The following is a 24,269-nucleotide window of genomic DNA, read 5'->3' on the forward strand; positions in this document are numbered from 1 at the left end:
CCCTAGCCTCAAACCTCAATCGTTAGGAGCGACTCGATAAACAGTTTTTAATTTTTCTCTTGCATTCAAGCCTGATTAATTTTTCACCAGCCTCCCAATCAGACCTTTCCTGCTGCGAGTCAGCTATTGGCACACATAAAGTACGTAGGTAGAGCTGTAGCTCATAAACTTGTGCAACAATACGTGCTACAGAAACGCGATCAGCACCTTTAACTTCATCAAAACCCACCACTGCACTAACATCATCAAGCTTTAAAACACGATCTTGATACTGTCGAAAAATCCTCCCAACCTTAAACCCAGTTTCTACATCAGTATTTTCTTTAAGATACTCTACAACTCCGCTATCAAATTCCAGTTCTCCAGCACCATCACCCATATCAACCCCGACTTGAACTATAGGTTGAAACAAATATATCGAGGGTTTGAACAAAGAAAATCGAAAAATAGGAGACCTAACTTTCTTAGTTGCCTTAAAATCACCAAGCTGAATTCTTCCTCTATTTTCACCATCTATATTAAATCTAATATTAGTAGGATAAGGAAACCCGCATCGACTAGAAAACAAATAGTCACTAGAGCAATTTAAAATGTGTACATTGTTAATTCTCAAGCAGAAGGCAGAGGGCTCACGATGAAAGGCTAAGGTCTCAACCCCGTGAGCATTTAGACCTTTGCTATTTTCAGCTATAGGATAAACTGCCAAAAATCTATCTTTTTGCCGAAGCCTTGACTTAATGTAAAAAGATGGATCAATATCCATCGGATTACCCTGAAGAACATGATAATTCAGCCATAGCCCTACACGCACTTTATCCAGCCAATCTAAAAGAACACCATACTGAGGGACTGATACTTCAGCCCTATCAAGTATTTTTTCAATAATTGGCTTTACATTGAACTCAAGTTTCGAAAACTCAATGTTGCAAGCCTCACAAGCCGGCATAACCAAAGACTGCCATGCAAACCGGACAGTCTTTCCAGTTCGATAATCGACTCCAAAGTTCACGACTCTCTTAGGATCACCTGTCAAACCCAGAAGCCATTGAGGTAATACATGCTCTCTATTTTTTGACTCCGGGACATTTCCGCAAAAAACACAAAATCTCGAACTAGGCATCCTTATTCCTCCTTGAAGTGATTACTTATTCTGCACATGAAAAATATTGTTCACTTGTAGTAGGACATCTTACAAGCTATCTAGGCTGCGTTCACGCCCGCGAGGTTCCACCATCGACGCCATGAACGATCTCGCCGCCCTCTCCCGCCTGCTCGAAAACCTCATCCGCTTCGGCGTCATCGCCGCCGTGCAGATGGAGCCGCCGCGCGTGCAGGTAACGACCGGAAAGCTGACCACCGCCTGGCTACCTTGGCTTGCGTGGCGCGCCGGAGCAGACCGTGAATGGGACCCGCCCACTATCGGCGAACAGGTGATCCTGCTCAGCCCATCCGGGCAGCTCGCCAACGGGATAGCCGTGACAGGCGTATTCAGTGACCACATCCCCGCCAACGGCAACCGCGAAGGCCTGCACCGTCGTACCTACGCGGACGGCACGGTGATCGAGTACGACAGCGTGGCCCACCACCTCAACGCCACACTGGCCGACGGTGGCACCACCAATCTAATCAGCACCGGCGGCATCAACCTGGTCGGCGATATCACACACAAAGGCGACTACATCCAGACCGGGAATCAAACCGTCACCGGCCGAGTCGACGTTTCGGAAGACGTCGTCGCGGCAAAGGTAAGCCTGGTAAATCACCTGACCTCTGGCGTTAAGCAAGGCAGCGATCAATCTGGGGTGCCCATCCCATCATGAACCGACATACCGGCGGAGCCATCAGCGAGCGCGAGCACATCAGTCAGGCGATCACCGACATTCTGACCACCCGCATTGGCACGCGTGTAATGCGCCGCGAATACGGCAGCTTGGTGCCCGAGCTGGTGGATCACCCCTTCAACGACGTCAACCGTTTGCGCGTTTATGCAGCCACGGTCATGGCCCTTATGCGCTGGGAAACCCGCATCAGCCTGAGCCGTGTGCAGTTCGCGGGAGCAAACATGCAGGGCCAGGCCTCGATCGATCTGGAGGGCACTGTGGTGGATACCAATGAGCCGTTGAGCCTCAGCGTGCCGCTGCAGCTGGGAGGCAGTGTATGAACAGTTTCGCCGCCATCGACCTCAGCCAACTGCCGCCGCCGCAGATCGTCGAGCAGATCGACTTCGAACAGATCCTGGCCGAGCGAAAGGCTTACATGATCAGCCTCTGGCCGGCCGACGAGCAGGCCCAGATCGCGGCGCGCCTGGAGATAGAGTCGGAGCCGCTCACCAAGCTACTGCAGGAAAACACCTACCGCGAAACCGTATGGCGTCAGCGAGTCAACGAAGCATCGCTTGCCAACCTGCTCGCCACCGCGCGAGGCACTGACCTGGAACAGCTGGCCGGCAACTTCAACGTCAAGCGCCTGGTGATTCAGCAAGGCAAAGCCAATGCCGTGCCGCCTATCCCTACGTTGATGGAAAGCGATGACAGCCTGCGCGAACGTGCGCAGATGGCCTGGGAAGGCTTGAGTACCGCAGGCCCGCGCAACAGCTACATCTTCCACGCCAGGGCAGCGGACGGCCGGGTAGCCGACGCCACCGCCGAAAGCCCCTCGCCTGCCGTCGCCGTGGTCACGGTTCAGTCATTGCTAGGCGATGGCACGGCGCCACCCGAGCTGCTTGCCGTCGTCAACGCTTACCTGAGCGACGATGACCGCCGGCCGGTAGCCGACCGTCTCATCGTTCAGGGTGCGCAGATCCTGAATTACCAGGTCAAGGCCAAACTCTATTTGCTGTCGAGCGGCCCGGAGTCGGAACCTATCTTGGCTGCTGCAGAAAAGCGGCTGCTGGCCTACGTTCATCAACGGCGCCGGTTGGGCATGGAGGTCTCGGAATCGGCTCTGCATGCCGCGCTCCACGTCGAAGGCGTGCGAAAAGTCGAACTGGAAGGCTGGGTAGACATCGTCGCGACCAAGGCTCAAGCGCCCTATTGCACCGGCATCACATTAGGCCGAGGCGTTGAGTGATGGGTGTGCAGCAGCTGCTACCGGGAAACGCTACGCCGCTGGAACGTCAGGCGGCGCAGGCGCTCGCGCAGATCCAGCGCGTCCCTATTCCTTTGCGACAGCTCTGCAACCCGGACGAATGCCCCGTCGACCTGTTGCCCTATCTGGCCTGGGCTTTCTCGGTTGATCGCTGGGACAGCAAGTGGACAGAGGCTTCGAAACGCGCAGCCATTCGTTCATCCCACTACATCCACTCGCGCAAAGGCACCATCGGCGCCCTGCGTCGGGTGGTCGAGCCCCTGGGCTACCTGATCGAGGTGCTGGAGTGGTGGCAAACCATGCCCGAGGGCGTGCCAGGAACGTTCGCCATCAAAGTTGGGGTGTTGGACACCGGTATTACCGAAGAGATGTATCGGGAACTCACTTGGCTGGTTGACGACGCCAAGCCGGTGACCCGGCACTTGACCGGACTGGCAATCACGCTTGCCACCACTGGTGTGATGAACCTTGCAGCAGGCCTTTACGAAGGCGACGAAATCGACATTTACCCGCCGATCCTTCGCGACATCGAAGTAACCGGCACCTTCGGCCATGTCGGCCGTGACCATCAAATCGAAACCCTGGACGTTTACCCATGACCGACCAAAACAGCCAGTTCTTTGCCATCCTCACGGCCGTGGGCGAAGCCAAACAAGCCAACGCTGACGCACTGGGCGTTGCGTGGACATTCGCTCAAATGGGCGTGGGCGACGCCAACGGCACCGAGCCGATCCCAAATCGGACTCAAACCCGCTTGATCAATGAGCGCCGCCGCGCGCCGCTTAACCAGGTCAAGGTGGACCCGGCAAACGCCAGCGTTATCGTAGCAGAGCAGGTCATTCCGCCTGACGTCGGCGGCTGGTGGATCAGGGAAATTGGCCTTTATGACGTCGACGGGGATCTGGTCGCCGTTGCCAACTGCGCCCCCAGCTTCAAGCCATTGCTGAACCAAGGCACCGGCAAAACCCAAATTGTTCGATTGAATATCATCGTCACCAGCACGGCCAATGTTCAGTTGAAGATTGACCCGGCTGTAGTGCTCGCAACCCGGGAGTTTGTCGACACCCGCATTGCCGAGGAACTGGACAAGCTCGACGGAAAAAACAGCGTACGTGCTGCAACCACCGTCCCGATCACCCTTTCCGGTACAAAAATGCTGGATGGGGTAGCGGTACAAGTCGGTGATCGGGTGCTGGTCAAAGACCAGATACAAGGCAAGGACAACGGCATCTACCTCGTCGCCGCCGGCGCCTGGACGCGAGCGCGGGACGCCGATAGCAACGCGGATGTCACCCCAGGGCTGACCGTCACCGTCGAGCTGGGTGAAAAACAGGCGGATACCCTTTGGAAACTGGTGACTGACGCGCCACTGGTATTGGGCACTACACCGCTGCTATTCCAAAATGTCACCACTGGCTACAGCGGCACGTCGCCGCGCAACACCGGTGGCGCCATCGTTCCCGCCGAGGCCGGCAAGATGATCTACTACTACGGCACAGAAGCCGGCCAGACACTGAACTTGCCCAGCGCCGCAGCGCTTCCGGTAGGCGCCACGATCAACGTACAGAACGTGTCCAACGTTCCGATCACCATGGCGAAGGCCGGGACCGACACCATCCAGATCGGCGGCGTCGGCGGCTTGATCGATACGCTTATGCTGTATCCAGGCAGTGAGCTGGAATTCACCTGCGTCAGTAATTACGAGTGGTTTGCCCAGGGAACCGGTGCGCTGCACCGTATGAATGGGCTACCGACACTTCCGGTCGGAACATCTAACGGCCAGCTCACCAATGCCGAATTCGTTCAGCAGGAGTTAGCAGCGGAGCGCGGTAGCTTGTCGCCATTGATGGACGGCGTACCGGCACCAGGTGTGTCGGTTAAAAAGTCTCGCGAAGACCACCGGCACCCTACCGACACAAGCCGCGCGCCATTGAACTCGCCAGCGTTGACCGGCGTTCCCACGGCGCCTACACCGGCCCTGGCCGTGAACAACTCTCAAATCGCGACGACAGCCTTCGTCGCGGCGGCGGTGGCCGCGCTGGTGAACGCCGCACCTGGTGCGCTGGATACACTGAACGAGCTGGCCACAGCGCTGGGGAACGACCCCAACTTCGCCGCGACCATGAACTACTACCTGTCGCTGAAAGCACCGCTTGCCAACCCGGCACTCACCGGCACCCCTACTGCACCGATGGCAATTCAGTTTGACGACTCCAACCAGCTCGCTACCACGGCCTTCGTGCGACGGGCAGGTAACCAGTTCGGCGGCGTCAGCGCCTATACGGCAAGTGCTGCTCTTCCTCCGTCAGTGGCGGGAAGACTCACTTACTTCTATGGATCGGCTTTAAACCAAGCACTGACGTTGCCTGCGGCCTCAGCGCTTCCGGTAGGGGCAAAGGTCCAGATTCAGAACCTGTCGCCGAACAATGTCAGCATCAATCGTGCTGGAACCGATAACGTCCAGATTGGTGGCTCAGTTCTTCCTACCGTGGTCATCCCTGGCGGCGCTGAGGCGATTTTCACCTGTATAGGGCCAAGTGACTGGTTTGTTCAGGGTTCGGCGGTGCTGGACAAGATGACCCATTTCGCCAGCCTGAAATCGATCAATGGCTGGGAGAGGTCGCCGAGCGGGGTGATTCGTCAGTGGGGCTTTGCTGTCAACGGTGACCAGAGTACAGGCACATCAATCATCCTTCCGACCACCTACCTAAACGCCAACCTATGCACCGTGGCGTGCGCCTACAACTCAACAGGCGACATCGACCACGCCTACGTTGGTGACATTTTTCCCAACTACTTCAACCTGTTCACCCAATCGATGGTCTCCAATGGAGGTCCTTGGGCAAACAACACCGTGGCTGCCCGCTGGGTCTCATACGGCTACTGAGGACTTATCTATGACCGTTTTTTACAGTGCGGAGAAGAAAGGTTTTTACGACAGCGAGCTGCATCCGCTGAGTCAAATTCCGCCGGATGCAAAACCCATTACTCATGAGCGCCATCAGGAGTTGCTGATGGGGCAGTCAGACCGCAAGGTCATCCTGGCGGATGATGAGGGCGTTCCCTACCTCAGTGATCCACCACCGATGATTCCTGACGTCGCAGAAATCATCAAACGCATGGATGATTATGCCGCCAACCAGTACACCTACTTGAACCGCTTCGAAGTGGAGTATCGCGAACGCTCCGCAGCGGCCAGGGCCTATCGGGATGCTGGCTACACTGGAGAACCCGGCATTTGGATCACGTCTTTCGCCAGCGCTACAGGGCTTGAAACCCGCCCAGCCACTGATCGCATTCTCAGCCAGTCAGACGCGCTGGCTGACGCCTTCGCACAACTGGCAGCGCTTCGCATGCGAAAGTATGAAGTCAGCGCCTTGCAAGGCCAGGCCGCGCTGGAACTCGCTAAGCAAATCACGGCGGCAATGGACCAAGTGATCGCGAACATCAGCTGAGCTTGTAGCCAGCCCCTCTACAACGCCGACCTCTCGCCCAGAGGTCGCGCGCGCGGCAACCTCTGCACTGTCATTCCATCACAGCGCAGGCACCAACCCATGGCCGATTATCTCCACGGCGTGCGGGTCATCGAACTCAACGACGGCACCCGCCCCATTCGCACTATTCCCACCGCAGTTATCGGCATGGTTTGCACGGCTGAAGATGCGGACCCACTCGTTTTCCCTCTGGACACGCCCGTCCTGATCACCAACGTGCAGACTGCCGTCGGCAAAGCCGGCGTTAAGGGCACCCTGGCCGCGAGCCTGCAAGGCATCGCCGACCAGACCAAGCCCTATGTCATCGTTGTGCGGGTCAAAGAAGGTGCCGACGAAGCGGCCACTACCAGCGCCCTGATCGGCGGCACCACACCGACCGGCCAGTACACCGGCATGAAAGCCCTACTCGCCTCCAAGTCTCGCGTGGGCATGGCCCCGCGCATCCTCGGCGTGCCTGGCCTGGACAGTTTGCCGGTGGCCACCGCACTCGGCGCCATCGCCAAAGACCTCCGCGCCTTTGCCTACGTCAGCGCCTGGGGCTGCAAGACCAAGGAAGAGGTGGTCGCTTATCGCGCGAACTTCGGCGCCCGCGAAATGATGGTGATTTGGCCGGACTTCCAGAACTGGGACACCGTCGCCAACAAGACCACCACGGCCTCGGCTGTGGCCCGTGCACTGGGCCTGCGCGCCAAGATCGATCAGGAGACAGGCTGGCATAAAACCCTGTCCAACGTGGCCGTCAGCGGCGTGACCGGTATCAGCGCCGACGTGTTCTGGGACCTGCAAAACCCGGCCACGGACGCCAACTACCTGAACAGCAACGACGTCACCACCCTGATCAACGCCAACGGCTTCCGCTTCTGGGGTAGCCGCACCTGCAGCGATGACCCGTTGTTCGCCTTCGAAAACTACACCCGCACCGCACAAATCATCGCGGACACCATGGGCGAAGCGCACATGTGGGCTATCGACAGGCCCATGCACGCCTCCCTGGTACGCGACCTGGTCGAAGGCGTGAACGCCAAGATGCGCGAGCTGAAGTCCCAGGGCTATCTAATCGGCGGCAGCTGCTGGTATCCCGACGACGTCAACACCAAGGACACCCTCAAGGACGGCAAGCTGTGGGTTGATTACGACTACACCCCCGTTCCGCCCCTTGAAGACCTCACTTTCCGCCAGCGAATCACCGACCGTTACCTGATCGACTTCGCCAAGGGCATCAACAGCTAAACCGGGCCTCCCCGCAAGGGGAGTTCACCCTGACCCCGTATCCCGGAGAACACCGCCATGGCAATGCCACGCAAACTCAAAAACCTCAATCTGTTCAATGACGGCAACAGCTACCTCGGCTTGGTGAAGTCTCTCACCCTGCCCTCCCTCGGCCGCAAGATGGAAGCCTATCGCGGCGGCGGCATGAATGGCCCGGTCAAGGCTGACCTGGGCATGTCCGACGACGGCATTCAGTTCGAATGGAAGACCGGCGGCCTCGATCTGATCTCTCTGCGCCAGTTCGGCGCGGTCAACGCCTCCAGCGTGGCCCTGCGATTCTCTGGCCCGTATCAGCAGGACGACACGGGCGAAGTCAGCAATGTGGAAGTGGTCGTGCGCGGTCGACACGAAACCATCGAGATGGGTGACGCCCAGCCCGGTGAAGACACAGAGCATTCCATGACCACCACCTGCAGCTACTACAAGCTGACCGTGGATGGCGAAGAAATCATCGAAATCGACCTGCTCAACTTTGTCGAGAAGGTCAACGGCGTGGACATGCTGGAGAAGCACCGCACCGGCATGGGCATCTGACCCGCCCGCTCGATCGAGACTCACCCTTTAATTACCAGGAGCAACTCCCATGAAGAAAGAAACCATCGAACAGCCCGACGTGCAGCAGCTGGCCGACGATAATACCGTCACCCTCGACACGCCGATCCGTCGTGGCACCACCAGCATCGAGATCATTACCCTGCGCAAGCCGAACTCCGGTGAGCTGCGCGGCGTGAGCCTGGTGGAGCTGCTTCAGATGGATGTCGGCAGTCTGATCAAGGTTCTGCCGCGCATCAGCTCGCCGAGCCTCACCGCCATCGAAGTCGCCGGCATGGACCCTGCCGACCTGCTGGCCCTGAGCAGCAAAATCTCTGGTTTTTTGTTGCAGAAGTCGGCGAAGACGGATGCATCCCTCGTCGCGTAGAGGACGCCATGGCCGATCTGGCCGTGGTTTTTCACTGGGCACCGGCTGATATGGATCAGTTGGGCCTGCAAGACCTGATGGACTGGCGCGAGCGCGCCAGGGTGCGGAGTTCCAACGATGGCGAATGATCTGAGACTTCAGGTGCTGCTCAGCGCCATCGACAAAGCCACAGGTCCGCTGAACAAAATCACGGGCGGTAGCAAGGAAACCGCCCGCGCCCTCAAAGCCGCTCGCGACCGCCTGAAGGAACTCAACACACAGCAACGTGACGTCGGCGCATGGCGTGAACTGCAGGCCGCAACCCGCGCAACATCCGAGGCGCTCGCCGCCAACAACACCAAGGTAGGCGAACTCGCCCGCGAAACGGCCAAAGTCCGGCAGCAGCTCGCGCCGACTCAGGCGCTGTTCGACAAGTCCCGGCAGAAGGTCGACGCGCTCAAAACCAGTCAGACGGACCTCAAGCGCGAACTCACCGGGATACGCAATGCCCTGGGGTTGATGAGCGACGAACACCGCCAATCAGCCAGCCAGATCGCCGCGCTCAATACGGTGATGCAAAAGGGCAATGCCCTGACCCGAGCGCAGCACGACGAATACACCCGCCTCACAGCCGCACAGCGGGAGCGCAAGACCCAGCTGGACCAGCTCGCAGCCAAGGAAAAGGCCCTGGCTGACCGGTTCACACTCAACAACGCGCAGCTGCGCACCAGTCGTGCGGGCCATGCCAGTCTGCGCGACGAGATCCGCCGCCTGGAAAGCCCGTTCAAGGACCAGCTCGCGCTGCTGAAACAGCACACCGCCGAGTCGAAACGCTTGGGCGAGCAGTACGGCCAGCAGCAAGTGAAACTTGCCAAACTCGGCGTGCACCTCAAAAACGCCGGCATCAACACCAATGCCCTGGGCGCGCACGAGCTGAAGCTCAAGCGCGATATCGACACCGCCACCCAGGCCATGAAATTGCAGATGGACCACCTGGATGCGTTGAAGCGAAAGCAGGACAGCCTGGCGAAAGCGCGTGCCGCCTACGACAAAACCCAGAGCCTGGCTGGCAGTGTTGCTGTATCCGGCGCCGCTAGCCTTGGCGCGGGCTACGCCGCCAGCCGCCCCGTCGTGTCGGCAATCAAAGCCTTTGCCCCGAATGAGGACTCTGCCACGCAGCTCAAAGTGTCGATGATGGACGACACCGGCAAGGTTTCTGCCGACTTCCAGAAGATCACGGACCTGGCCACCAAGCTGGGCGACCGACTGCCGGGTACCACGGCCGACTTCCAGAACATGATGACGATGCTTCGGCGCCAGGGCCTGAGTGCTAAGAGCATCCTGGGAGGCACTGGTGAAGCGGCTGCGTACCTGGGTGTGCAGCTGAATATGGGAGCGACAGAGGCAGCGGAATTCGCCGCCAAGATGCAGGACGCCACGCGCACCGGCGAGAAATACATGATGAGTCTGATGGATACCATCCAGCGCGGATTCTATGCGGGGTTGGATCCAGACAAAATGCTTCAGGGCTTCAGTAAAATCGCCCCCGTCATGGACACTATAAAGAAGTCCGGACTCGATGCAGCGAAGGAATTGGCGCCTCTGCTGATCATGATGGATCAAGCAGGTATGGACGGAAGCGCGGCGGGCAACTCCTTCCGCAAAATCTTTCAGGCGGGTCTCGATCAAGACAAAGTCGACAAAGCCAACAAAATTGCAGCGGGTGCCAACAAGGGCATCTCGCTGAAGTTCACCAACGACGACGGAAACTTCGCGGGGCTGGAGAACCTGTACGCACAGGTGGAAAAGCTCAAGGTCCTGAATGACACCGACCGCACCGCCGTGATCTCCAAGCTGTTCGGTGACGACGCCGAAACCATGACCACCTTGAACACCATGATGAACAAGGGGCTGGCCGGATATCAGGAGGTGCAACAGAAGCTGCAGAGCCAGGCCGACCTGCGTACTCGCGTCAACGAGCAGCTCGGCACGCTCACCAACGTCATGGAAGCGGCCGAGGGCAGCTTCACCAACGCCATGGCCGAGTTCGGCGCAGCAGTCGCTCCCGAGCTCAAGGGGCTGATCAATACGCTGGGCGAGCTTGCCAACGGCGTTGGAGCCTGGGCCAGGGAGAATCCTAAGTTGGCCGGGGGCCTGGTCAAAGTCGTTGCAGCTGTAGCGCTCGCAGCCGTGGTATTCGGCACATTGGCATTGACCATGGCAAGCATGCTTGGCCCCTTCGCTGTGCTGCGTTATGGGATGGCGATGTTCGGCATCCGTCTGGGCAGCATCAAGGCACAGTTGATCGGTACCCGCGTTGCGGCCGCAGGCGCCGGTGTAGAAGTCGGTCGGATGGGGAGGATCTGGAAAACCGTCACGGCCAGCAGAGCCGCCGGCGGCATGGTAAGCGTCATCCCTACGCTGATCAGTTCCGCGCGGCTTGCGGCGGTCAGCGTGTTGCCAATGCTCAGCGGCGCAATCAGCGCGGTCGGTGCGGCCATTCTGGCAACCCCGGTCGGGTGGCTGATCGCCGCTGTCGCGGGCCTGGTCGCCGCCGCGTTGCTGATTTACAAGTACTGGAAGCCGATTAAAGGGTTCTTCCTCGGCTTCTGGCAGGGGATCACTGAAGCCCTGCAGCCGGTCCTTTCCGGGTTCGGTAAGTTCGGCGGCTTGCTGATCAGCCTGGCGAAAGCCGCCTACTCCATTCCGGTTATCGGTTTCGCGCTGCGCCTGCTGGGCAGCATCGTCCGCCCGCTGTTCAACATGATCTCTTCCGGTATCAGTGGTGTAATCAGTTGGTTCAGCGACCTATTAAAGCCGGTGGAAGACGTTGGCGGCGCCGCGCAGTCGATGGGCCAGCGCTTCGGTGCCGCCATCGGCAACATGATCATGACACTGCTGCAAAGCATCGGCTCGATTGCCACCGGCGCAGTCAACGTGTGGACCACCATCAAAGCCAGCTTTGACCAGGGCCTCGCCGGCATCCTGCAATTGATCACCAACTTCAGTCCGCTTGGCTTGTTCTACCAGGCGTTCGCCGGGGCCATGAACTACTTCGGCGTAGAGCTACCTGGGAAGTTCACAGAGTTCGGGGGCATGATCGTCAACGGCCTGGTCAACGGCTTGACGGCCGGGCTCGGTGCTGTGAAGGGGGCTATCAGTTCCATCGGCGACTCCAGCATCGGATGGTTCAAGGAAAAGTTGGGCATCCACAGCCCGTCGCGGGTGTTCGCTGAGCTGGGCGGTTTCACCATGGAAGGGCTGACAAAGGGCCTGGAGGGCGGACAAAAGGGGCCGCTCAACGCGTTGTCAAACATGGGCAAGCAACTGACTGCGGCCGGTACCCTGGCCCTCACCGCGACGGCCATGCCGGCGTTAGCGGTCGATGATCGTCCTCCGATCAGCAGCGCGGGCACTTCGACGGTTTACGACAGCCACGACACCTACCAAATCACCATCGCAGCGGCCCCTGGCATGGACATGCAAGCCATAGAGAAAAGTCTGCGCGCCATGCTCAACAAGATTGAAAACGAGAAACGCGCCCGTCAGCGCAGCAAGTTATCGGACCGGGATTAATCACCATGATGCTCAGCCTCGGCATGTTCGTGTTCAGCCTATCAACTCTCGCTTACCAGGAGCTGCAGCGCCAAACCAATTGGCGACATGCCAGCAACAGCCGAGTCGGGGCGTCACCCGCACTGCAGTTTGTCGGCCGTGGGGACGACACCATCACCCTCCCCGGCATCATCCTCCCGGAACTGGCTGGCAGCGTGCTCAGCCTGGACGCTCTGCGTTTGATGGCAAACACCGGCAAGGCCTGGCCGATGGTTGAAGGCACTGGCCGGATATACGGGTTGTGGGTTATCGAAAGCCTGAGCGAGACCAAAACTGTATTTTTCAGAGACGGCACGCCACAGCGCATCGAGTTCACACTTACGCTCAAGCGTACCGACGATGACCGTATCGACCTGCTCGGCGCCGCGACCAGTACCGGGCTCAGCATTCTGCGGGGGCTGTTGTGATAGAGGCCGCGCTGTCCAAAGTCACCGGTTACCTGGTGAACACGGCGGAACGCTTCGTTCGGGATGCCGCCTACCCTGTCCCTGCCTTCCGTCTCACGGTGGACGGCAACGATATCGCCATGAAGGTGAGCCCGCGGCTGATGAACCTCGAGCTCACAGACAACCGTGGCGTCGAGGCCGACCAGCTCACTATTACGCTGAGCGACCATGACGGTCTGCTGTCGATACCGCCCAAGGGCGCGGTGCTACGTTTATGGTTGGGGTGGAGCGACACCGGCCTGGTCGACAAAGGCACCTACACCGTCGACGAGACGGAACACACCGGCACGCCGGATGTGCTCAGCATTCGCGCTCGATCGGCAGATCTGCGCAAAGGACTGAAGACCAAACGCGAGCGCAGCTGGAGCAATACCACGCTGGGCAAGGTAATCGGCGACATCGCCATGGGAAACAACCTCACGTCGACTGTGCCCGGTGCACTCGGTGCGCTGCCGATCTTGCAGCTTGACCAGGCCAACGAATCGGATGCCAACCTGATTACCCGCTTGGGCGAAGAATTCGACGCGGTGGCCAGCGTGAAGGCCGGGTGTCTGCTGTGCATCCCCGCCGGCGGCGGCAAGACGGCGAGCGGGCTTCCCCTGCCCCACATTACCCTCACCCGTGCCGACGGCGACCAGCACCGCTACTTGCAGGCAGATCGCGACAGCTACGACGGTGTGCGCGCATATTTTTACGACGTGCACAGCGCCAAGAAACAGGAGGCGATTGCCGGCGGCGGTGACAATCTCAAAGACCTTCGCCACACCTACAGCGACCAGCAGTCTGCGCTCAGGGCCGCGAGAGCTGAATTCCGACGCCTGCAGCGCGGCAGCGCCACGCTCAGCTACACGCTCGCGATGGGCCGGCCGGATCTCATCCCCGAACTGACCTACACACTGCAGGGAGTTAAGGATGAGATCGACGAGATCATCTGGTACGGCGGCAATGTGCAGCACAGCCTGAGCCCGAACAGCGGCTATACCGTCAGCCTGGAGCTGGAAAGTAAGCTGCCCGAGGACAATGTTGAAGACTTGGCAGAAGAGAACAAGGGGGATTACACGGGGATCATCGCCTACTACCGCGATCAGAAAACCGGGAAAGAGAAGACGATTACTGCGGGGGATCAGACGAGGCCGAGGCGGTTGCGCTGGCTGTATGCAACTGACAAAACGGCCAAACGAGCAGTAGATCGCGAATGGAATAAAGTTAAAAATGCCGAGGTACAACCCCCGGCAAGTGAAAACGTAGTTTACTAACTTAATCTATGAGCCAATTCTACAACATCTCTATACCTGCTCAACCTAGAAATCGCATCGCCATTTATAAGAGAATAATATACAGTCGACCTCCAACTTGGCAACTGAGTAGATAACACTCGCAGCTCCTTAGCATCAGCATTTAACATCGTCAAATAGAAGAGAGCCATATCAGGAATTGAAGGCAGCTCCACAGAAAAGGAGAATGTAACCATGCTGCCACGAGTACTATCAAAGGATGCTACCGCTGTACGCCACTTATCTGGAAACCTTAAGTCGTGATATTGCTCAGCCTTCGATGCTTTAAAGAAAACCAAGTATGCTAACCAAAAGAAATGCACATCCCCCCCAAGAGTATCCGCAGCACTTTTAATCTGCTTTATATAATTTTCCAGCTCCCTCAATTCTACTTTGAAGTACTTACACAACCCTACTACGAAAAGTTGATTCTCCGTAAAACCCGGCATCTTACTAGTTACAGTATGCTTTCTGGGTTCATATACTTCAACATCATCAAAGTGGCTTCGCCCAACACGCCCTGTGATATTTACCTCCAAGTTTAAAGAACGGATATCTGGTAGACTACGATGCACCAAGGAAAAAATATCGCTGTTATCTAAACTAAACTCCGCGTCAAAAAATCGGTTCAGGTACTGCTCGGAAGCAAAACCCTGCCCGTACACCGCACGTATTGAATGAGCAAGCTGTTTGGAGTCGGAGGCAATAATAAACCTACAATCTTTTAACTCAAAAAAATGTTTGATACGCTCAAGTAACTCAATCGCATATGTCGGACGACACCGATCGAGTTCGTCAATGAATATAAATGCAGGTTTATTTAGCCCATTATTCTGCGCAGCAGAAGATAGCCTTTCTATCACTGCCGCCTTAAACTCGTCTACCTGTCGAGCCGTGTTAGCCTGATCTGTTATGAGGGAGGTTACCAAATCGCTCGCAGAATCCGCAGCGTCATCCCCACTTCCATCCCCAATCAACTCATCAAGATCAACACCAACGTATTTTCTTACCAGCCCCTTCGCAATTAAAGGCATTGCTTTCTTTAAAATACCAGCACCTACATCAACTGCACGCCGGCCAGCCTCATAACTTGTAATATCAAGCTCATCTTTAGTCTGCTGCTCAATACATGTTACCAAAGCTAATAATGGCTCAGCGGAATAATCAGTCTCCCACGCGTTAAACAGAACACATACGTGCTCCTTACTTAAATCTGCCTTCCAACGTTCTAAAAAAAACGTTTTCCCTGACCCCCAAGGTGAGTTGACATTTAGCACTTTAACATGCTCGTTAGCGAGCAAATATTTTGTGAGAAATTCACAACTTGGCTTGCGACCCATAAAATCGTCAGCCCAAACGTCATGTTCTTCATGCATTCCCTATCTCCTTTTCCATAAAAACAAAGATTATGAAACTTACGAACCCGACACTATTCCAAGAATAGACGTTATCACTCTGTTGCTTGAGTGAAAACCTCTAATAACCGCAATATATCTAGCTGCCTTTGAGTACTGACGATTCTGAACATTACCAGCAGTCTCACCTCCAGATCGCTAAGGCAGTTTGAATCTGCAGCCGCCACCTTGTTCTCCGATACAACGCTGTTCTCCATCATGCGAATACTCCTCTTACACGCAATGAGGACTCGGCGCCTAGGTGGCGCCGCGACAGATCCCCATGGAACAGCTAATTTCCAACACATTTTGCCGTGTCATCGGACCCCGGTGAAAAAATATCTGTAGCAGTAACATCATTGCGAGGTTTCGAGAGATGGCAGCGTCATGTACACACGGTTCTCAGCCCAGCCTTGAAAGTTGCCGGTGCCCCTAGCGACGTAATGCTAATTGAAACTGGGCTCTGGATCATCTAGACGCAGCTCACCATTGGTTAACCGACCGTCATGGTCGGCATATCCAAACCACTTCGCTGGCTGCAAACCTTAATCGGGCTTCTTGTTACCTTCCAAGCCCGCCGCACTCGCGAATGCCGCCGCGGTCCGCAGTAGCACATTTCGGTCACCTTCTGGCATACGGCGCAGGTTTTCCAATACAGCCGATTCGACCTCGGTCAAGTTGTTGAGGTTGGCTTCAGCCTGCGAGCCAGTCAGCACGTAATAAACGTCCACTCCAAGCTCTTGGAGGCCGGACAGATAGCGTATGTCGGGGGAGCTTGCCCCTAATTCATATGCTTTTTGAGTACCACGACTGACCCCTGCGGAGACGCCAAAGTCGGTCTGGTTTTTGCCCAACCGTTCGCGTTCTTCGCGCAAGCGTTCACCGACACCTGGAGAGATGAGCAATTTTTTGATCAATATAAGTTGACTTGAACAGAAATCTGCCCAAGAATCCTTTTCGTCGAACACGATTAAACACGGACGAACACTATGCATGCCCTACAGACCCCCGAGCAAGCCCGCGCGGTTCTTGATCGCGAGGGTAAAAGCATTGCCGAATTTAGCCGCCAACATGGCTTGAACAAAAATCTGGTCAGCGACTTGCTAAACGGCCGTAAAAAAGGTCGTCGGGGAGAAGCGCATCGAGCAGCTGTATTGCTCGGGATCAAAGACGGCCAGATCACAAACTAGGGCCTCTGGCTCCAAGGGGAAACCAGAAGATGAAACGCCCAGTTCTAGACAGCAGAAAGAGCGTCGTTATGGCGGTCATCGGCGCCTACCCTGGCGGTCGGATGTACGCCGCCGCCGACCTCGGTATGCCGCTTAAGAAATTCGATAACCAGGCCTACGAGAACGCGGGCAGTCGCCCACTGACGGACGAACACATTCACCGCCTCGAACAGACCGCAGGCACTACCTACCTTGCCGACTACATCGCCTCCATGTACGGCGGCATGTTCGTGCCCCTGAGCCTCCCGGACACCCTAGACAACGTCGAGTTGTACAGCCGCTCGCTCAAAGCGTCGGCTCAGCGGGGCAAGGTCGATCAGATCATGGCTGCGGCGCTAGATGACGGGGTTATCGAAAAACGTGAGGCCGACGCGATTGTCGCCGCCCTGATCACGTACATGTCAGCCCGATACGCCGAAGTGTTTGCAACCATCCAGCTTTACAGCCAGGGAGCCGTTTAGTGAGTACATACAAGCTGGTGTGCCCTTGCTGCAACAGTTCCATGCGCATCCGTACCTCCGAGGGGCAGACACCCTGCTTCCGCTCGATGTACTCGGAATGCACCAATTTGCTGTGCGGTGCCACCTTCTCCGGCTCGTTGGTTTGGGAGTATCAGCTCAGCCCGTCGGGCATAGAGCATCCCCTGACGGTTCTGCCCATGGCTCCCACAAAGGTTCGACTACTTGCACGTCAGAACCTCAAGGCGAAAAACGATCAACCCGATCTGCTGGAACAACTGGAAATGGAGGCCGCACCTGTATGAACACCATCGCCCTGACTAACAACCCCGCCAGTGACTACCGAGCCGCAATGCAACAAGCGGCTGTGGCCTACCTCTACCGTCACCGTTGCGAACATCTCGCCGGCGACGGCCAGCTGTTAGAGAACTGCTCCCGGTATTTGACTCAGTCGCTTGAGGTGCCGACGCACCTGGTGCAGCGCATTGCTGAGCTGGCGGTGGCCGAGTTTGAAAGCATGACCTGCAAGCGTGTGGCCTGGCTTGGGATTCATCCCACAAGCGGCCCCTTCCGGCCGGCGATCTTGCTGCTCGACAACTGCACTCAACAGCGACATCGCGTTTCAGCACGCCTACTCCCTACACGCCTGCTGCTGACTCGCAACCTCCCGCACTAAACCAAAACCCTCCCTACTAGATGCCCGCACCGCGTGGGTAGGGGAAATTTGCAACTTACTGGTGGCCGAAATGAGCAAAATCACCATAAAACTGGAGCTGGACGAACAACAGGCGCAGCACTACCTGTTGTGGTTGACCAGTCAGTACGAAGTCACCATGGCTGATATTTGGTACTCCGACCGGTACCGGAACGTGCCAAGTGGCCAGCGAGCGCCGAAGGTGCTCGAGGACTTGCCCTACCTGGCAGGCATCTGCAAGACGCGCACCGAGCTGAAAAAACAGCTCGTTGTTACGGCTGCGGAGCATGTGCAGTGATTCGCAAGCCCATGGAAGACAAGATCCGCGCTGATGTGCTTCAGCGCCTGGAGTCTGATTACGGCCTTCAGCACATGAAAGGCACGCATTACATGCGTAAGGGCACCTGCCCGCAGTGCAATCAAAAACGTTTGTTTTCGCGCCACGATGAACCCTGGTTCATCCGCTGTGGCCGCGAGAAAAATTGCCGCTATATGGCTCCCACAAAAGAGCTTTACCCGGACCTGTTCGATGACTGGAGCAAGCGCGCACCGGCTACCCGTGACGAGCCTGCCGCCAGCGCAAAAGCGTACCTGACGTTTTCCCGAGGTTTCCGCGTTGAGCTGATAGAGGGTTGGTACACCCAGGAAAGCTACTTTGATCGCGATCTGAATATTGGCTCTGCCACCGTGCGCTTCCCCTTGGAACACGGCGGGTACTGGGAGCGCTTGATTGACCAACCGTCACGGTTCGGTAAGAAGAAGGCCCGCTTCCAACCCCTCAAGAGCTACAGGGGGCACTGGTGGTGCCCGCCGTGCGTGGATCTGCTGGAAGTAACTGAGCTGTGGATCGTTGAAGGCATCTTTGACGCCATAGCGCTCATTCAAAACGGTATCTCTGCGGTTGCGGCGCTATCTTCAAACGCCTTTCCAGAGGAATCACTCAAGGCCCTGATCACGGCTCGCGGCGGTAAAACTCCAAAGCTGGTTTGGGCTCTGGATAACGAGCCAGGCGCTCACAAGTACACCCGTATGTGGGTCAACCGTGCCCGCGAACTCGGTTTTACCTGCGAGGCTGCTCAGGTGACACAGCCTGACGCCCGCAAGGTTGACTGGAACGATCTGCATCAACGCTGGGCGTTTATCGACGATGAAAAAGCCCGCGCTGATCGCATCGAAAAGGACTTGAAAGAAGCTCGTCACCAGGGCGCCCTGCTGATTGCAGAGAGTGCCAGCGACAAGGCATTGCTCATGTACCAGTGGCGTGAACGTGAGGAATTCCACTTCTGTTTCGACTCCCGCCTGTACTGGTGGAAATTGGACTTGGCGAAATACAACAGCGCCAAGCAGGCCCTCGAAAAGAGCGATGGCCACGAGGCTCAGACCCTCAATGAAAAGCAGCTTCGGGAGAAGGCGCTGAACGTCGCCGGCTGCGTTGTCGAGATCGCCAACTGCTACCCCAAAGCCCTTTATTTCCAGCGCAACGAGATTACCGACGAGTCTTGGTACTTCTTCCGCGTCGACTTCCCGCACGACGGCGGTTCAGTGAAAAACACCTTCACGGGTGGTCAGGTCGCCGCTGCCAGCGAATTCAAGAAAAGACTTCTCGGCATGGGTGCCGGAGCCGTGTTCACCGGCAGTGGACAGCAATTGGACAAACTCATGAAAGACCAGCTTTTCGGCATCAAGACCGTTCAGACCATTGATTACGTGGGCTACAGCAAGGAATACCACTGCTACGTGTTCAACGACGTCGCCATCCGCGAAGGCCAGGTGATCCACATCAATGAGGAAGAGTTTTTTGAGATGGGTAAGTTGAAGCTCAAGACTCTGCAAAAGGGTGTGAAGATCGATTTGGAGAAGGATGGCAAAAAATACGATGACCAGTGGCTTGGGCTTCTGTGGCAGTGCTTCGGAGCCCAGGGCATCGTGGCGTTGACCTTCTGGTTTGGCTCGCTGTTCGCCGAACAGATCCGCGGCCGGTACCAGTCGTTTCCTTTCCTTGAGGCCACTGGCGAGGCCGGCGCCGGCAAGACCACGTTGCTCACACTGCTATGGAAACTCGCCGGGCGCGACGGATACGAAGGGTTCGACCCGTCCAAATCCACCAAGGCCGGCCGCAGCCGCTTGATGGGCCAAGTATCCGGCATGCCCATTGTGCTGCTGGAATCGGACCGCAGCGGCGACGACAAGGCCCATGCCAAAACCTTCGAATGGGACGAACTCAAGGACTACTACGGCGGCGGCACCCTGGCGACCAAGGGTGTGAAAACCGCCGGTAACGAAACCTACGAACCACCGTTTCGCGGCACCATCGCCATCAGCCAGAACGCCCCTGTTGTGGCGTCAGAAGCGATCATGACCCGGATCGTCAAACTGCACTTTGTGCGCCCGAACGTCACCGCTGAAAGCCGTGCGGCGGCAGATCGGCTCAATGCGCTGGAAGGTTCGAGACTCAGCAACTTTGTGTTGCAGGCAGTACGTAAAGAGCTCGAGGTGATGGAGCTGTTCGGCCAGCGAATAGCGGGCTACGAGGCGAAGTTGCGCAATTTGCACTCCCACTGCTTTGCCTGCGACACCCCATTCAAAGATGAGCACGGCGAATGTAGCCATTGCGGCAACAAGCTGCGCGGTTACATCCGGGTGGAGCGGATCAACAAGAACCACGCCCAAATGCTCGCCCTGCTGGACTGCCTGTGCATGGTGGTGCCGCTCACCGACGCTCAGGTCGAGCACACCCGCTCGCAGATCATCCGCATGGCAATTGAGCGCCAGGCCTCGATCAGCTCCGACCATCCGGTGGTGGCTGAGTTCTGGGAGGTTTACGAATACCTGGAAGGTCTGGACGCCGAAGGCCCAGTGGTCAACCACAGTAAAAAAGACCACATCATCGCAATCAACCTCAACGACTTCGTGAAATGCGCCGCAGAGAACCGACAAAAAATCGCTGACGTCAGCGAGCTGCGCGAACGCCTGAAGGACTCCCGCTCGCGGAAGCTGCTCGACGTCAACAAAGCGACTGACAGCGCGGTACGGGCTCACCAGGCCAATAAGACCAACGCCGTCGTCACGAAGCAACCCATCGTGAAATGCTGGCACTTCCAGGCCTGATTAATCAGCGGCAATACCTGCCAGGCGCTGCAACGTCTGACACACCCAAAGGAGAAGCACCATGCACGTACAAGTCATCACCGGTGACGGCCCAGACGGCGAAAACAATCGCCTGCGGCACATAAAAGAGCTGAAAGCCTGGTTCACCCGGCCCGCGAAAATCGTTCATGCCGAAGCCTACGACCCTGCCGGCCTGGTCGCCATTCTAGAGGCCCGTGCGGAAACTGAAAGAGAGTTACTGGTACTAGAGTGCAGCCGGGAGCAGATCCAAGCAGTGCTGGAATGGCAGTCGCAAACGGATGATTTTATCGAGTATGAAAACCTGCTCCTGCACCTGGTGCGCGAGCAAAACCCAAACGGCGAAAGCCAGTAAGAAGGTGGTGCCGAGGGGCTGCAACCCCTCGACACCGACCACCCAAAGGAGAAGCACCATGCAAGTGAATCAACCCCAAGGCGGCACCGCAGAGGCTACCACAACCCCGCTTGCTGTCGGAGACAAGGTCAGCTACGTCGCAATGAGCGGCGGTGGCCGAGAATATCGCCTCAGCGCACGTACAGGCGTGATCGTAGCGATCGAAGGCAACGTTGCCACCCTGCGCGCGGCCAACGGCCGCAGCGTTACGCAGCCCCTCGATAAGCTGACGCCCGAAGGCCAGCCCAATGCACTGACACGCATGGTTATGGGAGGGCTGTGATCAATGCCTAAGCACGTTGGCCCTGAACGTGAGCGTCCGACCATGGCAAGCCATCGGCTTGACCTGCCCAGCCGCTGCGATATCTGCGGCAAAGCACGCTCCACCCGCAAACACCAGGCATGTAGCCGTATTCGCCAACAGACCAAAACGGCGGAATGGGCGGCTTTCATGGCTGAGCGTGAAGCGGCCAGACAGAACAAACCGCGTCGATACGCGCACTGATAATTAACACAGGCGGGACACGGGGAGCTGCAACTCCCCCACTGCCTCAAAGGAGAAGCACCATGCGATCACCTAAAAACCAAGGCGACAATGCAAAAGTAGAGGCCAAGCTACGCAAGTTGCTGGCCCTGGCACAGCGAGGCGAAGGTGGAGAAAAGGATAACGCCCAACGAATGCTGGAAAAGTTGCTAGCGCGTCACGGATTGACCATTGGCGACCTGGTCGACGACCGCCGCGAGATCCGATGGTTTCCCATTTCCACCAGTTACGACCGAAGGTTGGCGGCGCAAATCATGTCGAAGATATGCGACTCGGAATCGCCCGGTCTCTATATCAGCAAGGGAAGGCTCAAGAAAATTGGCGTGGAAGTCACACCATCAGAAGCTGTTGAGTTCGAACTTCACTACGAGACATTGCGCAAGGCACTCACCACTCACTTCGATGATGCCTTCTCTGCTTTCGTGCAGGCGAACCATTTGTTCCCAGCTACTCCGTCCGAGGACCAGCTTCCTTCTCAGAACGACCGCGACATGCGAGTCATGAGTATGGCATCCGTTATCCGGCCAACAGCAGTTAACCCGCGCTTAGAGCGGGAGGAGGCTGTATGACCGTCGCCCTGTTGCTTTACTTGTGCGCAGATGCGACTCGAACTAACTGTCAGGTAGTGAGGGTGGAAAGCTGGTACGGCCCCCACGCTTACGAGCGCTGTGTTGACGTCATGCTAGAAGTTAGCAATGCGATGACTGCAACAAACCGGGGCCGGCATCGGTTCGTTTGCGAAATCATCGACGAGGAGGCAGCATGAACACAGCCTTTATCCTGATGGCCCAATACGACGGTCAGGCGATCATCCCTCTGGAGCTGATCTGCCGAGACTATTTCACGCACCTAACGCCGGAAATGCTCCAACGTAAGGTGATGAGCGGCCATATCAAGTTGCCGATCACCCGCATCGAGCCGAGCCAGAAGTCGGCCAAGGGCGTCCATCTGAACGATCTGGCCACGTACTTGGATCTGCAGCACGCGGCCGCGGTTAAAGAGCACAACCAGCTCAACGGGTTAAAACACGCCTTTTGAGCCATTTCATTGATGCGGCGCCCAGTTGGACGGGCGCCCTCAATATCTTTTCATGCCATTCCCAACCCAAATAACGGTCCCCCTTGCCGCGCAGATGGGTATACCGCCGCATCGAATTCCAATCCCGGTGGCCGGAAACACTCGCTACACGCGGGATGTCCCAGCTCATTTCAAACAGGCGGCTGATGCCTTCATGCCGAAGGTCGTGGAAGTGCAGGTCCTGGATTTGCAGAAACTTGCAGGCTTTCGTCCAGGACGTGGAGATCGACTCAGGGCTGTAGGGGAATATATCGTCACCAGCCTTCGGCATTGTCTGGAGGATCTGCCATGCCTCGTCCGGCAGGTAACACCAAACATCGTTGCCGATCTTTTGCCCCGGGTTTTTCATGTCACGCACCAGCACTCGCTGGCCGGGCTCGTCCAGATCTGCCCAGCGAATCCTGGTGATCTCATCGAGCCGACGAGTGGAGAACAGGGCAAAGCCCACAACCTTCAGCATACATATGACAGTCGGCCGCCTCGCCTGCATGGCCTGGTAGTGCGTCAGCACGCTTCCCAGTTCATCCAGCGTCGGCCGGCGGTCACGCTCACGACTTTTCAGGTTGTAGCCCAGCTTGCGTAGCACACGCCGCGCACCGCCCATGGCGAGCGGATCGACCTGGTAGCCCCATGCGTCTTTGGCAATTGCCAGCACTGCGCCGAGGTGCGCTAGGTCATTGCCGGCGGTTTGTGGCTGAACGCCGCCGCCGTCCGCGCTCATTCGCCAAAGTGCGTAATCGACCAGGCACTGGGTGTTGATATCCGTATCGGTCAACTTGCCCAGGTAAGTCTCGCCAATGGCATTGAGTGTGCCGCGCTTGGTTTTGCCCAGCGGTTTGGCTTTCTCAACTTCAACCAGGTATCGATCTGTCATCTCTTTGACCGTGGCACCCTTGCGGTTTGCGCGCTCGATCGCACCAGGTTCATCCAGCTCCGCTCCGCGTTTACGCGCCCAAGCCTGCGCGGCCTGTTTTCGGGCGAAGGTCTGGCTCTCTTGGTAGACTTGCACTCCGTCGCGCTTGATGCGGATCTGAGCCGTGTAGCTCACAGTCCCATCCGCCAGTTTTCTTGCCCTGATAGTCGCCATATCGAAAGTGGTACGCGTCAGTTTTGAAGTGGTACATCGTACCACCGAGACCTGAGAAACGCCTGAAAACGCCCTAAAACACGCCTAGAACACGTTGAGTAAAATGCTAGATAAACAAAGCTTTAGCCCAGCAGAATCAAGCCTCGCACTGTCTCGGCGCTTCAGCGTTGCCCCCATGATGGA

28 protein-coding genes are annotated in these 24,269 nt (G+C 57.2%); 24 read left to right on the top strand and 4 right to left on the bottom strand.

The annotated features are described in order from the left end of the window. Nucleotides 1-22: 22 nt before the first annotated feature. Nucleotides 23-1,120 carry a hypothetical protein gene (locus BFQ00_RS28980; RefSeq protein WP_139114956.1) on the bottom strand — a complete coding sequence of 366 codons (1,098 nt, stop codon included), beginning with the start codon at nt 1,118-1,120 and terminating at the stop codon, nt 23-25. 121 nt (nt 1,121-1,241) lie between these two features. Here BFQ00_RS28980 and BFQ00_RS06975 point away from each other — a divergent pair, with 121 nt between their 5' ends. The 13 genes from BFQ00_RS06975 (at nt 1,242) to BFQ00_RS07030 (ending at nt 14,065) form a co-directional block, all read left to right on the top strand. Further along, nucleotides 1,242-1,820 carry a phage baseplate assembly protein V gene (locus tag BFQ00_RS06975; RefSeq protein ID WP_065932289.1) on the top strand — a complete coding sequence of 193 codons (579 nt, stop codon included), beginning with the start codon at nt 1,242-1,244 and terminating at the stop codon, nt 1,818-1,820. Further along, a complete protein-coding gene (locus tag BFQ00_RS06980) occupies nt 1,817-2,161 on the top strand; it encodes a GPW/gp25 family protein (RefSeq protein WP_014717558.1) in 345 nt (114 codons plus the stop codon). Before BFQ00_RS06975 ends, BFQ00_RS06980 begins: the two co-directional genes overlap by 4 nt. Then, nucleotides 2,158-3,069: a baseplate assembly protein gene (locus BFQ00_RS06985; RefSeq protein ID WP_065932290.1), complete on the top strand. Its 912-nt coding sequence runs from the start codon at nt 2,158-2,160 to the stop codon at nt 3,067-3,069. Before BFQ00_RS06980 ends, BFQ00_RS06985 begins: the two co-directional genes overlap by 4 nt. Further along, nucleotides 3,069-3,686 carry a phage tail protein I gene (locus BFQ00_RS06990; protein WP_065932291.1) on the top strand — a complete coding sequence of 206 codons (618 nt, stop codon included), beginning with the start codon at nt 3,069-3,071 and terminating at the stop codon, nt 3,684-3,686. The genes BFQ00_RS06985 and BFQ00_RS06990 overlap by 1 nt, the downstream gene beginning before the upstream one ends. Then, entirely contained in the window at nt 3,683-5,974 is a 2,292-nt protein-coding gene (locus BFQ00_RS29935) for a phage tail protein (RefSeq protein WP_256535306.1), read from the top strand. The genes BFQ00_RS06990 and BFQ00_RS29935 overlap by 4 nt, the downstream gene beginning before the upstream one ends. Nucleotides 5,975-5,984: 10 nt before the next feature. After that, nucleotides 5,985-6,542 carry a hypothetical protein gene (locus BFQ00_RS07000; protein ID WP_065932292.1) on the top strand — a complete coding sequence of 186 codons (558 nt, stop codon included), beginning with the start codon at nt 5,985-5,987 and terminating at the stop codon, nt 6,540-6,542. Between the two features lie 99 nt (nt 6,543-6,641). Continuing rightward, nucleotides 6,642-7,811: a phage tail sheath protein gene (locus BFQ00_RS07005; protein ID WP_065932293.1), complete on the top strand. Its 1,170-nt coding sequence runs from the start codon at nt 6,642-6,644 to the stop codon at nt 7,809-7,811. 57 nt (nt 7,812-7,868) lie between these two features. Next, entirely contained in the window at nt 7,869-8,384 is a 516-nt protein-coding gene (locus tag BFQ00_RS07010; RefSeq protein WP_065932294.1) for a phage major tail tube protein, read from the top strand. 49 nt (nt 8,385-8,433) lie between these two features. Continuing rightward, nucleotides 8,434-8,769, top strand: coding sequence for a phage tail assembly protein (locus BFQ00_RS07015; RefSeq protein ID WP_065932295.1), 336 nt, complete (start codon nt 8,434-8,436; stop codon nt 8,767-8,769). Between the two features lie 8 nt (nt 8,770-8,777). Beyond that, entirely contained in the window at nt 8,778-8,897 is a 120-nt protein-coding gene (locus BFQ00_RS27745; RefSeq protein WP_082430453.1) for a GpE family phage tail protein, read from the top strand. Further along, complete coding sequence (locus BFQ00_RS07020) at nt 8,887-12,324, top strand: phage tail tape measure protein (protein ID WP_065932296.1); 3,438 nt, start codon at nt 8,887-8,889, stop codon at nt 12,322-12,324. Before BFQ00_RS27745 ends, BFQ00_RS07020 begins: the two co-directional genes overlap by 11 nt. A gap of 5 nt (nt 12,325-12,329) precedes the next feature. Beyond that, a complete protein-coding gene (locus BFQ00_RS07025; RefSeq protein ID WP_065932297.1) occupies nt 12,330-12,770 on the top strand; it encodes a phage tail protein in 441 nt (146 codons plus the stop codon). Beyond that, nucleotides 12,767-14,065, top strand: coding sequence for a phage late control D family protein (locus BFQ00_RS07030; protein ID WP_065932298.1), 1,299 nt, complete (start codon nt 12,767-12,769; stop codon nt 14,063-14,065). The genes BFQ00_RS07025 and BFQ00_RS07030 overlap by 4 nt, the downstream gene beginning before the upstream one ends. On the opposite strand, the gene BFQ00_RS07035 is transcribed toward BFQ00_RS07030, so the two are convergent. Then, nucleotides 14,062-15,459 carry a KAP family P-loop NTPase fold protein gene (locus BFQ00_RS07035; RefSeq protein ID WP_065932299.1) on the bottom strand — a complete coding sequence of 466 codons (1,398 nt, stop codon included), beginning with the start codon at nt 15,457-15,459 and terminating at the stop codon, nt 14,062-14,064. The genes BFQ00_RS07030 and BFQ00_RS07035 overlap by 4 nt on opposite strands. 563 nt (nt 15,460-16,022) lie before the next feature. Next, nucleotides 16,023-16,445 (bottom strand): XRE family transcriptional regulator, encoded by a 423-nt coding sequence (locus tag BFQ00_RS07040; protein ID WP_371914179.1) that lies wholly within the window; start codon nt 16,443-16,445, stop codon nt 16,023-16,025. A 21-nt stretch (nt 16,446-16,466) separates the two neighbouring features. Here BFQ00_RS07040 and BFQ00_RS27750 point away from each other — a divergent pair, with 21 nt between their 5' ends. From BFQ00_RS27750 to BFQ00_RS07090, 11 genes are all read left to right on the top strand, one after another. Further along, complete coding sequence (locus BFQ00_RS27750) at nt 16,467-16,667, top strand: DNA-binding protein (RefSeq protein WP_017477234.1); 201 nt, start codon at nt 16,467-16,469, stop codon at nt 16,665-16,667. A gap of 29 nt (nt 16,668-16,696) precedes the next feature. After that, nucleotides 16,697-17,167 carry a YmfL family putative regulatory protein gene (locus tag BFQ00_RS07045; RefSeq protein ID WP_065932300.1) on the top strand — a complete coding sequence of 157 codons (471 nt, stop codon included), beginning with the start codon at nt 16,697-16,699 and terminating at the stop codon, nt 17,165-17,167. Beyond that, nucleotides 17,167-17,469: an ogr/Delta-like zinc finger family protein gene (locus BFQ00_RS07050; RefSeq protein WP_065932301.1), complete on the top strand. Its 303-nt coding sequence runs from the start codon at nt 17,167-17,169 to the stop codon at nt 17,467-17,469. The genes BFQ00_RS07045 and BFQ00_RS07050 overlap by 1 nt, the downstream gene beginning before the upstream one ends. After that, nucleotides 17,466-17,840, top strand: coding sequence for a hypothetical protein (locus BFQ00_RS07055; RefSeq protein WP_065932302.1), 375 nt, complete (start codon nt 17,466-17,468; stop codon nt 17,838-17,840). Before BFQ00_RS07050 ends, BFQ00_RS07055 begins: the two co-directional genes overlap by 4 nt. Before the next feature lie 70 nt (nt 17,841-17,910). Beyond that, on the top strand, nt 17,911-18,156 hold the full coding sequence (locus tag BFQ00_RS07060; RefSeq protein ID WP_065932303.1) for a hypothetical protein: 246 nt from the start codon (nt 17,911-17,913) through the stop codon (nt 18,154-18,156). Between the two features lie 11 nt (nt 18,157-18,167). Continuing rightward, on the top strand, nt 18,168-20,966 hold the full coding sequence (locus BFQ00_RS07065; RefSeq protein ID WP_170827523.1) for a toprim domain-containing protein: 2,799 nt from the start codon (nt 18,168-18,170) through the stop codon (nt 20,964-20,966). Between the two features lie 61 nt (nt 20,967-21,027). Further along, nucleotides 21,028-21,339 (top strand): hypothetical protein, encoded by a 312-nt coding sequence (locus BFQ00_RS07070; RefSeq protein WP_065932305.1) that lies wholly within the window; start codon nt 21,028-21,030, stop codon nt 21,337-21,339. 58 nt (nt 21,340-21,397) lie between these two features. After that, on the top strand, nt 21,398-21,661 hold the full coding sequence (locus BFQ00_RS07075) for a hypothetical protein (protein WP_065932306.1): 264 nt from the start codon (nt 21,398-21,400) through the stop codon (nt 21,659-21,661). Nucleotides 21,662-21,664: 3 nt separating this feature from the next. Further along, nucleotides 21,665-21,883, top strand: a complete 219-nt coding sequence (locus tag BFQ00_RS27755) for a hypothetical protein (protein ID WP_083227278.1) — start codon at nt 21,665-21,667, stop codon at nt 21,881-21,883. Nucleotides 21,884-21,945: 62 nt separating this feature from the next. Further along, nucleotides 21,946-22,491, top strand: coding sequence for a DUF2786 domain-containing protein (locus BFQ00_RS07080; RefSeq protein ID WP_065932307.1), 546 nt, complete (start codon nt 21,946-21,948; stop codon nt 22,489-22,491). A 193-nt stretch (nt 22,492-22,684) separates the two neighbouring features. Beyond that, nucleotides 22,685-22,960 carry a pyocin activator PrtN family protein gene (locus tag BFQ00_RS07090; protein ID WP_065932309.1) on the top strand — a complete coding sequence of 92 codons (276 nt, stop codon included), beginning with the start codon at nt 22,685-22,687 and terminating at the stop codon, nt 22,958-22,960. Here BFQ00_RS07090 and BFQ00_RS07095 read toward each other — a convergent pair. Then, a complete protein-coding gene (locus tag BFQ00_RS07095) occupies nt 22,935-24,086 on the bottom strand; it encodes a site-specific integrase (protein ID WP_065932310.1) in 1,152 nt (383 codons plus the stop codon). The two genes, BFQ00_RS07090 and BFQ00_RS07095, sit on opposite strands and share 26 nt — an antisense overlap. Nucleotides 24,087-24,269: the final 183 nt, after the last annotated feature.

Origin of the sequence: Pseudomonas sp. 28 E 9 (genome assembly GCF_900004785.1) — a bacterium.
Lineage (GTDB): Bacteria > Pseudomonadota > Gammaproteobacteria > Pseudomonadales > Pseudomonadaceae > Aquipseudomonas > Aquipseudomonas orientalis_A.